Origin of the sequence: Pseudomonas juntendi (assembly GCF_021560075.1) — a bacterium.
Classification (GTDB): domain Bacteria; phylum Pseudomonadota; class Gammaproteobacteria; order Pseudomonadales; family Pseudomonadaceae; genus Aquipseudomonas; species Aquipseudomonas juntendi.
Map to the genome: position 1 here is coordinate 5,107,514 of NZ_CP091088.1, position 15,362 is coordinate 5,122,875.

Genomic DNA, 15,362 nt, shown 5'->3' on the forward strand with positions numbered 1-15,362 from the left:
AATCAGGGCAGCATGCGCCGCAGTACACGGCGGCCGGCCAGCTCATGCAGCACCACGGCAGCAATGTGCACCGACACGCCCAGGGCCAGCAGCAGGCACGCGCAGATGTGGACCTTGAACCACAGGCCGTGCCAGAACGGTTCGCTCAACAGCGGCGCGAGGGTGAACCAGCCGAACACGTCGATGGGCCGGTCCATCATCAATACGCCGGACAGCAGCACGATCGCGGTGGTCCAGTACAAACCTTCATGGACAAGATGGGCGATCCGCTCGCCCCTGGCTGCACCCTCCAGGCTGCCGGGTTTGAACAGGGTCCGCCGCAGCAGCCAGCGCAGCAGGAATATCGGGATGAACAGGGTGGTCAAGGCCACGTTGACGAACGCAACCAAGTGAAACGTGGTCGGGGTGACGTTCAGGTGCGCCACGTAGAAGCCGCTGAGCAGTACCCAAATGATGACCAAGGCAGAGACCCAGTGCAGGAGGATCTGCTGCCAGGCATATTTTCGTGCTTGCATAAACAGTACTCGAAGGGCCTGGCCCCCCGTCGAGGGGCCAGGTGTGCTGCATTACTTCTCGGTCCAGGCCATGTTCCAGTGAGAGCCGGTACCTGGCTCGAACTGGGCGGCATTGGCGGAGTACTGCACGCAGTAACCCGAGTTCGGGAAGGGCTGGCACTCGTAGACCTTGCCATTCTTGGGCTGCAGTACCTTGGTGCCGGCCAGGTAGCTGGACAGCGACTCCGGGAAGACAAAGTCGTACGAGCCGTCACCCGACGCCTTGAGCTGGACCGTGCGCTCATCCTGCAGCAGCTCGCGCTCGCGCTTGTCCACGCCGACGACCTTGAGGGTGTGCTCACCTGGCACGCTGGCGACGTTCAAGGCGAACGGCGCGCTGCCGTTGACCAGTTGCCGTGCGTAGGCGACCTGCTTGTTGCTGGCGTCGAACAGCCGCGCCGATACGGTCAAGGCCTTGTTGGTCATGACGGTAAAGTCCACGCTACTCTGGCCATCAGCGATGGTGTACTCAGGTTTGACATCATGCAGGTGCAGGGTGGCGGGCTCACCGGCAGCGGCCTTGAAGTCGAGGATGTAGTTGGTCAGGCCACTTTCGGCTTTGGCGAAGATGCTGTTGGAGCCCTGGACAGGCTCGATGTTGCCGTCGGCATCCATTTGCCCGGCACGGACCAGCGTCTGGGTTTCGTTGATCTGCCTGGCGAGCTTGTAAGCCCAGTTGGCAGCGATACCTTCTTCGGCGTTGTCAATGGTGACGCTCACATGGTGCGACGGACGCTCGCCATTGGCATCGAATGCGCGGGCCGTCACCTGGTCGCCCACTTCAAGGTCTCGGCTGGCGCTGATCTCGGCCAGGCGCGGCCATTCGGGCGCAGGCCCGCCGTCCAGTTGAATATCGACGTCAGCCACGCTATGGAAGGCCTTGTCGGTATCCCCCACTTTCCAGACACCCAGGATCACGTGCTGTCCTGCACGGTCGGCTGGCAAGGTGCAGCTATGCTTGGGGTTGGTGCCAGTGCCGCTGGCAGGCACCTGGTTGTTGCCATCGACTACACAGAACGGCGCGTCGTCGAACGAGGCGCGGCTCAGTGCGGTATTGGGGTTCCAGTCGGCTTTGGTGATGAAGTATTCCCACGTGGTTACCGGGTGCGGCGCCTGGTAATGCCAGTCGAACTGAATGTTCCGGTCAACGATGGGGGTCAGATGCCAGCGGTTGGCCGACTGCTCGTCGAGGGCACCGAAATCGCCACGGACACCACCGCTGGCAATTTTCCCATCAACAGGGCCGGCCGCCGGGAAACGCCCAATGGCCTCACCGACCGACCACGGTTCGTACTGAGCGCCGCCACAGTTGCTGTTCAGGTTCTTGTGGTTGGCATGGCACAGCGCTGCACGTGAAGGCGGGTCAGCCAGATGGCCGTGTGCCTGGGCAACCTGAACCTGCAAACCTGCACCTGCGATAGCCATCCACACACCGGTGGCAACAACGCTTCTGCGCAGGGTTTTTGTTGTATTCATCACGAACTCCGAAGGTTGAATGCAAAAGGGCACATTCACGCGCGGCGAATGTGCCCTCTGCTCAAGGGAGGTCGGACATTAGAAGAAACATCTGTGCCTATATGTAGGAATACGGCTGAACGTTCGGCACATTTTCGGAAATGCACGGCAGCGGCAGGCACAGGCTCCCCAAACCCTGGTTCGGGGAGCCTGGAAACTCAAACGTGGTATTGCGCCGACAGCTCGTGCACCGCGTTGATGAACACGCCTGCGTGCTCCGGGTCGACTTCCGGGGTGATGCCGTGGCCCAGGTTGAACACGTGGCCGTTGCCGTGGCCGTAGCTGGCCAGGATGCGCGCCACTTCCTGGCGGATGGCCTCTGGCTTGGCGTACAGCACGGTCGGGTCCATGTTGCCCTGCAAGGCCACCTTGTCGCCCACACGGCGACGGGCGTCGCCAATGTCACAGGTCCAGTCCAGGCCCAGGGCATCGGCACCGGCCTCGGCGATGCTTTCAAGCCACAGGCCACCGTTCTTGGTGAACAGGATGACCGGCACCTTGCGCCCTTCGTGCTCGCGGATCAGGCCGCTGACGATCTTGCGCATGTAGGCGAGGGAGAACTCCTGGTAGGCCGCCGCTGACAGGTTGCCGCCCCAGGTGTCGAAGATCTGCACGGCCTGGGCACCGGCAAGGATCTGCCCGTTGAGGTAGCTGGTCACCGACTGGGCCAACTTGTCCAGCAGCAGGTGCAGCGCTTGCGGGTTGTCATAGGCCATGGCCTTGGTCTTGCGGAAGTCCTTCGACGAACCGCCTTCGACCATGTAGGTGGCCAGGGTCCAGGGGCTACCGGAAAAACCGATGAGCGGAACGCGGCCGTTAAGTTCGCGGCGGATGGTGCTGACCGCATCCATCACGTAGCCCAGGTCTTTTTGCGGGTCGGGAACCGGCAGGGCTTCGATATCGGCCGGGGTACTGACGACCTTCCTGAAACGCGGGCCTTCGCCGGTTTCGAAGTACAGGCCCAGGCCCATGGCATCGGGGATGGTGAGGATGTCGGAGAACAGGATCGCCGCGTCCAGCGGGTAGCGGTCCAGCGGCTGCAAGGTAACCTCGCAGGCGAACTGCGGGTTCATGCACAGGCTCATGAAATCGCCTGCCTTGGCACGGCTGGCGCGATACTCCGGCAGGTAGCGCCCGGCCTGGCGCATCATCCACACCGGGGTGACGTCTACGGGTTGCTTGAGCAGTGCACGCAGGAAACGATCGTTCTTCAGGGCAGTCATGTCGGCATCCGGAAAAATAGTGCGGGCATTTTCTCAGACGCCAGCGCAAAAGGCACGGCCATGGCCATGCGTTTTGTCTATTGGATGCCACAGATCAAGCGTTTTTGTATACAAAAGCTTCGCGGGCACGCCCGCTCCCACAGGTTCTGCGCCGAACCCCGTGGCAGCGGGCGTGCCCGCGAACAGGTCGAGAATCAGACTTCCAGGTAGTCCAGGATACCCTCAGCAGCAGTGCGCCCTTCGAAGATCGCCGTCACCACCAGGTCCGAACCGCGCACCATGTCGCCACCGGCAAACACTTTCGGGTTGCTGGTCTGGTGCTTGAACTTGCCCTTCTCCGGCGCCACCACACGGCCCTGGCTGTCCAGCTGGATGTCATGCTGCTCGAACCACGGCGCCGGACTTGGGCGGAAGCCAAAGGCGATCACCACGGCATCGGCCGGCAGGATTTCCTCGGAACCCGGAATCGGCTCGGGGCTGCGACGGCCACGGGCATCCGGCTCGCCCAGGCGGGTTTCGACCACCTTCACACCCTCGACCTTGTCCTCGCCGACAATGGCGATGGGTTGGCGGTTGTAGAGGAACTTCACGCCTTCTTCCTTGGCGTTCTTCACCTCTTTGCGCGAACCCGGCATGTTGGCTTCGTCACGGCGATAGGCGCAGGTCACCGCCTTGGCACCCTGGCGGATCGAGGTACGGTTGCAGTCCATGGCAGTGTCGCCACCGCCCAGCACCACAACCTTCTTGCCCTGCATGTCGATGAAGTCTTCAGGCGACTTCTCGAAGCCCAGGTTGCGGTTGACGTTGGCAATCAGGAAGTCCAGCGCGTCATGCACGCCCGGCAGGTCCTCACCCGGGAAGCCACCCTTCATGTAGGTGTAGGTACCCATGCCCATGAACACTGCGTCGTACTCGGCGAGCAGTTGTTCCATGGTCACGTCCTTGCCCACCTCGGTATTGAGGCGGAACTCGATACCCATGCCGGTGAACACTTCGCGGCGGTTGCTGAGCACGCTCTTTTCCAGCTTGAACTCGGGAATACCGAAGGTCAGCAGGCCACCGATTTCCGGGTTCTTGTCGAATACCACCGGGGTCACCCCGGCGCGCACCAGCACGTCGGCGCAGCCCAGGCCAGCAGGGCCTGCGCCAATGATGGCGACGCGCTTGCCGGTGGGCTTGACCTTGGACATGTCCGGGCGCCAGCCCATGGCAAAGGCGGTATCGGTGATGTACTTCTCCACCGAGCCGATGGTCACCGCACCAAAGCCGTCGTTCAGGGTGCAGGCACCCTCGCACAGGCGGTCTTGCGGGCACACCCGGCCGCACACTTCGGGCAGGGTGTTGGTCTGGTGCGACAGCTCCGCCGCCGCCAGGATGTTGCCTTCGGAAACCAGCTTCAACCAGTTGGGGATGAAGTTGTGCACCGGGCACTTCCACTCGCAGTACGGGTTACCGCAGCCCAGGCAACGGTGCGCCTGCTCCACGGACTGCTGCGGCTTGAACGGCTCGTAGATTTCCACAAACTCTTTCTTGCGCTGGCGCAGCAGCTTTTTCTTCGGGTCCTTGCGGCCCACTTCGATGAACTGGAAGTCGTTGTTCAGACGTTCAGCCATTTTTCAAAACCTCTTTACAGCAGCTGCAAGCTACACGCTGCAAACTGCAAGACGATCACTTAAGCCGGGCAAACCTCGTGCTGCTTCTGCGTGCAGCTTGAGGCTTGCCACTTGCAGCTGTTGTTACTGCGGGTTGGCGCGAGTGCTGGACAGCAGTTGCTTCAGGTTGGCTGCCTTGGGCTTGACCAGCCAGAAGCGCCGCACGTAGTCGTCCAGGTTCTCCGAGAGCTCACGCCCCCACTCGCTGCCGGTCTCCTCCACATACTCGGCAAGGACCCGCGCCAGATGGCTGCGGTAAGCTTCCATGGCTTCCCCACTGATACGCTGGATTTCCACCAGCTCGTGGTTGAGCTTGTCGACGAAGCTGTTGTCCATGTCGAGCACGTAGGCGAAGCCGCCAGTCATGCCAGAACCGAAGTTGTAACCGGTGTTGCCCAGCACGCAGACAAAGCCGCCGGTCATGTATTCACAGCAGTGATCGCCGGTACCCTCGACAACAGCGTGGGCGCCGGAGTTACGGACAGCGAAGCGCTCGCCGGCAGTACCGGCGGCAAACAGTTTGCCGCCAGTGGCACCGTACAGGCACGTGTTGCCGAGGATGGCGCTGTCCTGGGTGGCGAACGGGCTGCCAGCAGGCGGCACGATGGTGAGCTTGCCACCGGTCATGCCCTTGCCGACGTAGTCGTTGGCGTCGCCTTCCAGGTGCAGGTTCAGGCCACCGGCGTTCCACACACCGAAGCTCTGGCCTGCGGTCCCTTTGAAACGGAACGTGATCGGCGCCGCGGCCATGCCCTGGTTGCCGTGCAGGCGGGCGATCTCGCCCGATACACGCGCGCCGATGGAACGGTCGCAGTTGCAGATGTCGAGGCTGAACTCGCCACCGGCCTGGTCACGAATGGCCGGCATGGCCATTTCCACCATCTTCTCGGCCAGGTGGCCTTCGTCGAACGGCGGGTTCCTGTCGACTTCGCAGAACTGTGGCTTGTCTGCCGGAATGTGCGAGCTGCCCAGCAGCGGCGACAGGTCCAGGTACCGCTGACGCTCGGTGTCGCCTGGCAGCACGTCGAGCAGGTCGGTACGGCCGATCAGTTCGCCGAGGCTGCGCACGCCCAGCTTGGCCAGCCACTCACGGGTTTCTTCGGCGACGAAGGTGAAGAAATTGATCACCATGTCGACGGTGCCGATGTAGTGGTCCTTGCGCAGCTTGTCATTCTGCGTGGCTACGCCGGTCGCGCAGTTGTTCAGGTGGCAGATGCGCAGGTACTTGCAGCCCAGGGCGATCATGGGCGCGGTGCCAAAGCCGAAGCTTTCGGCGCCGAGGATGGCAGCCTTGATCACGTCCAGGCCGGTTTTCAGGCCACCGTCGGTCTGTACCCGCACCTTGCCGCGCAGGTCGTTGCCGCGCAGGGTCTGGTGGGTTTCGGCCAGGCCCAGTTCCCACGGGGCGCCGGCGTACTTGATCGAGGTCAGCGGCGACGCACCGGTACCACCGTCATAGCCGGAAATGGTGATCAGGTCGGCATAAGCCTTGGCCACACCGGCGGCAATGGTGCCCACGCCGGCCTCTGCCACCAGCTTGACCGACACCAGGGCCTGCGGGTTGACCTGCTTGAGGTCGTAGATCAGCTGGGCCAGGTCTTCGATCGAGTAAATGTCGTGGTGCGGTGGCGGCGAGATCAGGGTCACGCCCGGTACCGCATAGCGCAGCTTGGCGATCAGGCCATTGACCTTGCCACCTGGCAGCTGGCCGCCCTCGCCGGGCTTGGCGCCCTGGGCCACCTTGATCTGCAGCACTTCGGCGTTCACCAGGTATTCCGGGGTCACACCAAAGCGGCCGGTGGCCACCTGCTTGATCTTCGAGCTGCGGATGGTGCCGTAGCGCGACGGGTCTTCGCCACCCTCACCGGAGTTGGACCGCGCGCCCAGGCGGTTCATCGCCTCGGCCAAGGCTTCGTGCGCTTCCGGCGACAGGGCGCCAAGGGAAATACCGGCGGAGTCGAAGCGCTTGAGGATGGCCTCCAGCGGCTCGACCTGTTCCAGCGCCAACGGCTGGTCGGCCACCTTGACCTTCAGCAGGTCGCGGATCATCGACACCGGGCGCTGGTCGACCAGCGTGGTGTATTCCTTGAACTTGGCGTAGTCACCCTGCTGCACTGCAGCCTGCAGCGTGTTGACCACGTCCGGGTTGTAGGCGTGGTACTCGCCACCGTGCACGAACTTCAGCAGGCCGCCTTGCTGGATCGGCTTGCGCGCGCTCCAGGCTTCGGCTGCCAGCAGCTTCTGGTCGCTTTCCAGGTCTTCGAAGCGTGCACCCTTGATGCGGCTGGACACCCCCTTGAAGCTCAGGCCGACCACTTCTTCGGACAGGCCGATGGCTTCGAACAGCTGCGCACCCCGGTACGAGGCGATGGTGGAGATACCCATCTTCGACAGGATCTTCAGCAAGCCCTTGGAAATGCCTTTGCGGTAGTACTTGAACACCTCGTCCAGGTCGCCCAGCACTTCACCGGTACGAATCAGGTCGGCGAGCACTTCGTAGGACAGGTACGGGTAGACGGCCGAGGCGCCGAAGCCCAGCAGCACGGCGAAGTGATGCGGGTCGCGGGCTGTGGCGGTTTCCACCAGGATGTTGCTGTCGCAACGCAGGCCCTGCTCGGTCAGGCGGTGGTGTACGGCACCCACGGCCAGCGAAGCATGCACAGGCAGCTTGCCCGGGGCAATGTAGCGGTCGCTCAGCACCAGCTGGGTCTTGCCCGCGCGCACGGCTTCTTCAGCCTGGTCGGCAATGTTGCGGATCGCCGCTTCCAGGCCGACGCTCTGCTCATAGTTGAGGTCGATCAGCTGACGCTCGAAGCCTTCACGCTCCAGGTTCATCAGCGAACGCCACTTGGCCGGGGAAATGACTGGCGAGCTGAGGATCACCCGCGAGGCGTGCTCCGGGGACTCCTGGAAGATGTTGCGCTCAGCGCCGAGGCAGATTTCCAGCGACATCACGATCGCTTCGCGCAGCGGGTCGATCGGTGGGTTGGTCACCTGGGCGAACTGTTGGCGGAAGAAGTCGTATGGCGAACGCACGCGTTGCGACAGCACAGCCATCGGCGTGTCGTCACCCATCGAGCCAACGGCCTCCTGGCCCTGCTCACCCAACGGGCGCAGCACCTGGTCACGCTCTTCGAAGGTGACCTGGAACATTTTCATGTATTGCTTGAGCTGGTCAGCGTCGTAGCTGGCCACGCCCTGGTCGTCGGTCAGCGTCGCCTGGATACGCGTGGCGTGCTGACGCAGCCAACGCTTGTACGGGTGGCGCGACTTCAGGCGGTCGTCGATGGCATCGGTATCGAGGATCTGCCCGGTTTCGGTGTCCACGGCAAGGATCTGGCCCGGGCCCACGCGGCCCTTGGCCAATACTTCCTCAGGCTGGTAGCCCCACACGCCGATTTCAGAGGCGATGGTGATGTAGCCATTGGTGGTGGTCACCCAGCGCGCCGGGCGCAGGCCGTTACGGTCGAGCAGGCACACCGCGTGGCGGCCTTCGGTCATGACGATACCGGCCGGACCGTCCCACGGCTCCATGTGCATGGAGTTGTATTCGTAGAACGCGCGCAGGTCGGCGTCCATGGTCTCGACGTTCTGCCAGGCTGGCGGTACCAGCATGCGCACGCCGCGGAACAGGTCGATACCGCCGGTGACCATCAGCTCCAGCATGTTGTCCATGCTCGAGGAGTCCGAACCGACGCGGTTGACCAGCGGGCCAAGCTCTGCGAGGTCGGGGATCAGGTCGTTGGCGAACTTGGTGCGACGGGCCATGGCCCAGTTGCGGTTACCGGTAATGGTGTTGATCTCGCCGTTGTGGGCGAGGAAGCGGAACGGCTGCGCCAGCGGCCACTTCGGCAGGGTGTTGGTCGAGAAGCGCTGGTGGAACACGCAAATCGCCGTTTGCAGGCGCTCGTCACCCAGGTCCGGGTAGAACGCCGCGAGATCGCGCGGCATCATCAGGCCTTTGTAGATGATGGTCTTGTGCGAGAAGCTGCAGATGTAGTGGTCGGCGTCATCGGCGTTGGCAACCGACGAACGGCGCCGGGCGCTGAACAGCTTGATGGCGAATTCCTGGTCGCTCAGGTCCTCACCGCCGATGAACACCTGCTCGATCTGCGGCAGGCGCTCCATGGCCAGGCGGCCGAGAACGCTGGTGTCGATCGGCACCTTGCGCCAGCCAACCAGCTTCAGCCCGGCAGCGATGATCTCGCGATCCATGTTGGCACGTGCAGCTTCGGCTTTGACCGGGTCCTGGTTGAAGAACACCATGCCAACGGCGTACTGCTTGGGCAACTCGACGGCAAAATGCTCCTGGGCCATGGCGCGCAGGAACTGATCGGGCTTCTGAATCAGCAGACCGCAACCGTCACCGGTCTTGCCGTCGGCGTTGATGCCACCGCGGTGGGTCATGCAAGTCAGTGCCTGCATGGCGGTTTGCAGAAGGTGGTGGCTCGCCTCGCCCGTCATATGGGCGATCAGGCCAAAACCACAGTTGTCCTTGAATTCTTCGGGATGGTACAGACCTGTTTTCATAGACACATTCTCACCAGGTTCACCTCTCAACGGAGGCAAATCTCTTTTTTAACAACCACTTACCATCCACGCCGATCAAACGCCAGCTTTTTTGCGGTGGCCATGGAAAACCATTGTTGCACAGCGACAGCGATGCTCACAAATTTTCATGTCTCACCATTGAAAATTTATGTCGCCATTTTGAATGTTTTTGCGTCATGCGCCGTGATAGGCGCTTGACTTGAGTCTGAAGCGTTTCAGCCATGACTGCAACTCGGGGCTTGTGGCCGGCAGTCTGGGACAGAAAAGCCTGCCGCGCTCGGGCGCAGCAGGCTAGTCGAAAGCTAGAATTCGCTTAGCAACAGGGCAGCGGGGTGGTGCCGCCCGGCAGGTATCAGCGGGCCGAGGCCAGCTCTTGTTGGACGCTGGCGACGGTACGTGGCCAAGGTTTACCAGCCTGGACCTTCGCTGGCAAGTTCTTGATTGCCGCAACCGCGGCATCGCGGCTGGCGAAACTGCCGTAAGTGACCACATACAGCGGCTTGCCTTGCAGGTCTTTCTTGAAGTAGCGATAGTCGCCACCCTGGGCTTTCACGTACGCCTGCGCCGAGGCCTCGGAGCTGGTGCCAAGGATTTGCACCACGTAATTGCCCGGTTTCTGGCCGGCGTACCAGCTGCTGTTGCCAGTGCCGCCAGCGGCTGGTTTTTCAGCAGGCTTGGCGGCCGGCTTGGCCACGGCGACCTGGGTCGGTGCCGGGGCCGGCTTGGCCGTCGCAACCGGCTTGGCAGGCTGGGTTGCGACCGGTTTTTGCGCAGGCGCAACCTGCTGCACGGGTTGCGCAGGCGTCGGCGCGGGGCCCGCCGCTACGCCTTGCGGCGGGGCGATGGTGGTCACGGTCGGCGGCGGGTTGCCAGGCTGCAGGGCGGTATCGCCAGCCGGGCTGCCTTCTTCCCCCTCACCCATGCCTGCGGCCTGGGCCAGCGGCTCGCGCATCACCGGCTGCGACTGGCCTCCCAGTGGCAGCGGCACCGGCTGGGACGAGCCAGAGAACTCGATGTTGGCGCCCTGCTTGCCGTCGCCAAGCGGTAACTGAGCCTGGGCAGCCGGTGCGTCGGCCGGCGCTTTTTCGCCCTTCTTGGGCATCAACACGGCAGCTGCAACGGCAACCACGACCACGGCAGACAACGCGAGCACATGTTTTTTTGGCATCTTGAACCCCATGGATGGTCGCTTGGCCGTCGTCCGGCTGGCGATCATGGCTTCGATCAAAGTGTCACGGGCGACCTGGTTGATGTTGCCAGGCCAGCCGTCGGAGTTTTCATGGATATCGACGATCTGTTCACGGCTGAACACCTCGATGCCCCGGCCTGCGCCTGCCAGGCGCTGCTCCAGGTATTCGCGGGTTTCCTCTTCACTGTAGGGGGCCAGCTCGATGATGTGGAAGCGTTCTTCCTCGACATTGAGCTCGTCCAGCCCTGCAATCAGCGAGGGCTCACCAAACAGGAACACGTGCGGACGCCCTTCCGGCACCCCCGCCGCCAATTCCAGCAACGCTTGGAGTGCCGACTCGTCGAGTTGTTCCGCATCGTCCACCAGCAAGTACACTTCCTGCCCGGTGAGTGCCAGTTGCACCACCTTGGACAGGATCGCCTGCATCTCCGGCTGGGCCACGTCCAGGTTCTGCGCGACCTGGCCCAATACACTGGCAGCATCGCTGGCACCACGGGCGGACACCACGACGCTCTGCACCGCCTGCTTGTTGGTGCTGGCCACCAGCGCCTGGCGCAGCAGGGTCTTGCCGCTACCCTGCGGGCCGGTGACGACCAGCATCAGTTGGCTGTAGCGAGCCAGGTGGTGCAGCTGGCCGAGCACAGGCTTGCGCTGGGCAGGGAAAAACTTGAAGCCGGGCACCCGCGGTGCGAACGGATCGTGGCTCAACTGGTAATGGTCGAGAAAGGCCTCATCGGCATGCAAACTGGTCATTGCGCTGTCACAACCTCAAAGCTGGGCCACGATCGCGCGGTAATCCGCCGACAGCGTGGCCTGTAGAATCTCTTTCGGATAGTCGTCGGTGACCACGGCCTCGCCCATCTGGCGCAGCAGCACCAGACGCAGACGCCCGTCGAGCACCTTCTTGTCGACCGCCATGTGCTCCATGAAATGCGCCGGGGTCATTTCCTGTGGTGGCACCACCGGCAAACCTGCGTCCTGCAACAGGCGGATTCCGCGATCGCGCTCGGCCTGGTCGAGCCAGCCAAGGCGCATGGACATTTCCAGGGCCATGACCGTGCCCGCCGCCACGGCTTCGCCGTGCAGCCACACGCCATAGCCCATGTGGGTTTCGATGGCATGCCCGAAGGTATGCCCCAGGTTCAGCGTGGCCCGCACGCCAGACTCGCGTTCGTCGGCGCCCACCACTGCGGCCTTGGCCGCACACGAGCGGCGAATGGCTTCGGTCAGGGCTGCCGAGTCGAGGGTACGCAGGGCCTGCATATTGTCTTCGAGCCAGGCGAGGAAGGGCTTGTCACAGATCAGCCCATACTTGATCACTTCGGCCAGGCCTGCCGAAAGCTCGCGCGCCGGCAGGGTCTTCAGGCTGGTGGTATCGATCAGCACCGCGTTGGGCTGGTAGAAGGCGCCGACCATGTTCTTGCCCAGCGGGTGGTTGATGCCGGTCTTGCCGCCTACCGAGGAATCGACCTGGGACAACAGGGTGGTCGGCACCTGGATGAAGTCCACACCCCGCTGATAGCAGGCAGCGGCAAAGCCGGCCATGTCACCGACCACCCCGCCGCCCAGGGCGACAACGGTGGTACGGCGGTCATGCCGCGCCGTCAGCAGGCCATCGAAGATCAGTTGCAGGGTTTCCCAGTTCTTGTGGGCTTCGCCATCGGGCAGTACCACTGGCAGCACCGAGTAGGCCCCCAGGGTCTTGGCCAGGCGGTCGAGATACAGCGGCGCGACGGTCTCGTTGGAGACGATGGCAACCTGCCGGCCGGCAATGTGCGGCGCGAGCAGCTCGGGCTGGTCCAACAGGCCTTCGCCAATGTAGATCGGGTAGCTACGCTCGCCCAGGTCGACCTTCAGTGTCTGCATGTATCCCCACAATGTTCTTGGGCGCGGTGCCGTTCTGGCGACCTGCGCGGTAACGTTGAACCTCGCCTCGGCGCTGGTGGCCGAGAATAGTCCCGGGTTAACGGGGCGGCAACTGCTGCAAGCGCTCGAGGATGTCGATCACCACCATGCGTGGTGGCCGCTCGTCGGTTTCTACGACCAGGTCGGCGATCTCGCGGTAGAGCGGGTCGCGGGTTTCCAGCAGGTTCCGCAAGGTGGCCTCGGGGTTGGCGGTGCGCAGCAGCGGGCGATTGCGGTCGCGCGCCGTGCGGCCGACCTGCTGTTCGACCGAGGCGTGCAGGTAGATTACCCGGCCGCCTTGGTGCAGCGCCTGGCGGTTGGCTTCGCGCATGACGGCACCGCCACCGGTAGCCAGGACCACGCCGTCGAGGCCACACAGCTCGGCAATCATCGCTTGCTCGCGATCACGGAAACCCGGCTCGCCTTCCTTGTCGAAAATCCACGGGATGTTGGCGCCGCAACGCAGTTCGATTTCCTTGTCGGAATCCTTGAACAGCAGGCGCAGCTCTTTGGCCAATAGGCGGCCGATGGTGCTTTTACCAGCACCCATGGGCCCCACAAGTATCAAATTTCGCACAGAATCAACGACTCACAGCAATCGCCTGGTCACTCATGATACGCGGAGTCAGGAAGACCAGCAGCTCGGATTTTTTCTCTTGTAATGCATCGCGTCGAAACAGCCGCCCAACATACGGCAGATCACCCAAAAATGGCACCTTGTCGACCACATTGTTTTGCGAAGTCGAGTACACGCCGCCAATCACGATCGTTTCGCCGTCGGCCACGCGAACCTTGGCATTCACCTCGTTCTTGCGGATCGGCGGCACGTCGTTCAAGGCATTGACGTAATCCGGTTCGTCCTTGGTCACCCTGACAGCCATGATTACCTTGTTGTCCGGGGTAATTTGCGGGGTCACCTCCAACGACAGCGAGGCCTCGCGGAACGACACCGAGGTAGCGCCGCTCTTGGTGGTTTCCTGGTAGGGCACCTCGGTACCCTTGAGGATCCTGGCCGTTTCCTTGTCGGCCGTGACCACCTTGGGTTGCGAAATGATCTCGCCATTGCCGCTTTTTTCCATGGCGCTGAGCTCGAGGTCCAGCAGCACATCCCCGCGCAGCAGGCCAAGGCCGATGCTGCTGCCAGCCCGCTCGACACCCAGGTCGACGAACAGCGACTTGCCCGGCAGCGGGTTGTCGCCATACAAAGGGCCGCCCCAGCGCACCCCAAGGGCTTTCTCGTAATCGACGTTGGCCTCGACGATGCGCGCCTCGATCGCCACCTGGCGCACCGGCACATCCAGCTGCGCCACCAGTTGCCGCAGCTCATCGAGGCGTTCGGCCGGCAGGTAGGCCACCAGGGTATTGGTGCGCTCATCGACACTCAGGCTGCCCCACCCGGCGAGCAGGCTTTCGTCGGCCAGGCTGGTCTTGAGCAGTTCCGCAAGTTCGGCAGCCTTGGCATGGTGAACAGGCAACAGCTCCCGGCGCATGGGCTGCAACTGCGCCTCCAGCACCTGCCCCGCACGCGCTTCGGCAGTTTGCGCAGCCAGCGTGGCCGCCGGTGCCACCAGCAGCACATTACCCTCCTGGCGCCGGGCGAGGCTTTTGCTGCGCAAGACCAGGTCCAGCGCCTGATCCCACGGCACATCCTGCAAGCGCAGGGTGACATTGCCCTGCACGTCGTCGCTGGCGACCAGGTTGACGCCGGCATAGTCAGCGAGCACCTGCAAAACCGAGCGAATCTCGACATCCTGAAAGTGCAGCGACAGCGGCTCACCCTGGTAAGGCGTCGCGGTCGCCAGAGGCATGGGCAGCAGGGCCGCCAGCAGGTAGATCATCCTCGTTCTCATTCTGATCCGGGGCCTCCTTGCCCAGGCGTTTTGCGAGGGTGATGAACGCCGTGCGTTCATGCCACACCCCCGCCATGAACAACCGTTCGCGCACTTCGACCTGGCGCGGGCCGATGTGCATCACTATCCCTTGATCACGCCCTACCCGGTCCCCAAGGCGGACGCGGTAGAGCCTGCCGGCCGCCCGCAGCAGCGCTTGATGTTCCTGCCCACGCGTCAGGCTGCCGACCATTTCCAACTGGGCCAGGGGCGCGCGGGTCAAACCACCCGACAGGTGCGTTGCCAACGCGGCGAACGGATCCATGGCCGGTGCTCGCGTTGCCGGCCTGGCAGGCAGCCGCGCAAGCATGGCGACTGCCGCCCCGGCAACCGGCGCGTGATAGGCATCGACCCGCAGTTGCAAACGCAGCAGGCCTGGTTCGCCACCGCCGGCTGCCAAGCGCATGCTGCGACCGTGCATGACACGCGCCTGCCCCAACCACTCTTCCAGCCAGCCCCGCAAGGCTGGGTAGCTGCCCACCACCTGCAACTCCAGTGGCACTACGCTGAAGCCCTGCCGCTGCTGCTGCTCGTGCACATCGAGGCGCTCGACGAGCAGGCCGTGCTCGCGCCCCGAACCCGACAGACGGTCTAGCAGGTCGCTCATGCTTTCGCCGGCAGCCAGCTGCCATAGTGCCTTTTGCAAGCGCTGCCCATCGCTCGCCAGCTGTGCCCGCACCCCCTGCAACTCGGCAATCTGCGCCTGCGTGGCAGCCTGCTGCCGGCTCAGCTCGGCGTGCTTGCCCTCTTCTTCACCCTGCTGCTGCAACATGCCCGGCAGGCGAATCGCGCAGCCCAGGCCGAACAGCAGCACCGCCAGTGCCACAGGTGCCAGCCGCCGGAAGCGGCTGGAGCGCTCGGCTGCGCCAAGCCATGCGAGCAGT

The 15,362-nt window shown here is 63.3% G+C and carries 10 protein-coding genes; all 10 read right to left on the reverse strand.

All coding sequences use genetic code 11. From position 1 onward, the window contains the following. Positions 1-2 precede the first annotated feature (2 nt). Complete coding sequence (locus L1P09_RS23585; protein WP_235768188.1) at positions 3-515, reverse strand: cytochrome b; 513 nt, start codon at positions 513-515, stop codon at positions 3-5. A gap of 51 nt (positions 516-566) precedes the next feature. Further along, positions 567-2,030 (reverse strand): N-acetylglucosamine-binding protein GbpA, encoded by a 1,464-nt coding sequence (gbpA, locus tag L1P09_RS23590; protein ID WP_235768189.1) that lies wholly within the window; start codon positions 2,028-2,030, stop codon positions 567-569. 197 nt (positions 2,031-2,227) lie between these two features. Then, complete coding sequence (gene hemE / locus L1P09_RS23595) at positions 2,228-3,292, reverse strand: uroporphyrinogen decarboxylase (RefSeq protein WP_054904621.1); 1,065 nt, start codon at positions 3,290-3,292, stop codon at positions 2,228-2,230. A 194-nt stretch (positions 3,293-3,486) separates the two neighbouring features. Then, positions 3,487-4,905 carry an FAD-dependent oxidoreductase gene (locus L1P09_RS23600; protein WP_009684959.1) on the reverse strand — a complete coding sequence of 473 codons (1,419 nt, stop codon included), beginning with the start codon at positions 4,903-4,905 and terminating at the stop codon, positions 3,487-3,489. 123 nt (positions 4,906-5,028) lie between these two features. Then, a complete protein-coding gene (gene gltB / locus L1P09_RS23605) occupies positions 5,029-9,474 on the reverse strand; it encodes a glutamate synthase large subunit (RefSeq protein ID WP_235768191.1) in 4,446 nt (1,481 codons plus the stop codon). Positions 9,475-9,847: 373 nt separating this feature from the next. Further along, positions 9,848-11,437, reverse strand: a complete 1,590-nt coding sequence (locus L1P09_RS23610; RefSeq protein WP_054904623.1) for an SPOR domain-containing protein — start codon at positions 11,435-11,437, stop codon at positions 9,848-9,850. Positions 11,438-11,452: 15 nt separating this feature from the next. Next, positions 11,453-12,550 (reverse strand): 3-dehydroquinate synthase, encoded by a 1,098-nt coding sequence (gene aroB, locus L1P09_RS23615; RefSeq protein ID WP_054904624.1) that lies wholly within the window; start codon positions 12,548-12,550, stop codon positions 11,453-11,455. A gap of 97 nt (positions 12,551-12,647) precedes the next feature. Continuing rightward, positions 12,648-13,166: a shikimate kinase AroK gene (gene aroK / locus L1P09_RS23620; RefSeq protein ID WP_009684951.1), complete on the reverse strand. Its 519-nt coding sequence runs from the start codon at positions 13,164-13,166 to the stop codon at positions 12,648-12,650. 4 nt (positions 13,167-13,170) lie between these two features. After that, positions 13,171-14,439 carry a type IV pilus secretin PilQ gene (locus L1P09_RS23625; RefSeq protein ID WP_235768192.1) on the reverse strand — a complete coding sequence of 423 codons (1,269 nt, stop codon included), beginning with the start codon at positions 14,437-14,439 and terminating at the stop codon, positions 13,171-13,173. After that, entirely contained in the window at positions 14,363-15,361 is a 999-nt protein-coding gene (locus tag L1P09_RS23630) for a pilus assembly protein PilP (RefSeq protein ID WP_054904648.1), read from the reverse strand. The genes L1P09_RS23625 and L1P09_RS23630 overlap by 77 nt, the downstream gene beginning before the upstream one ends. Between the last annotated feature and the right edge of the window lies 1 nt (position 15,362).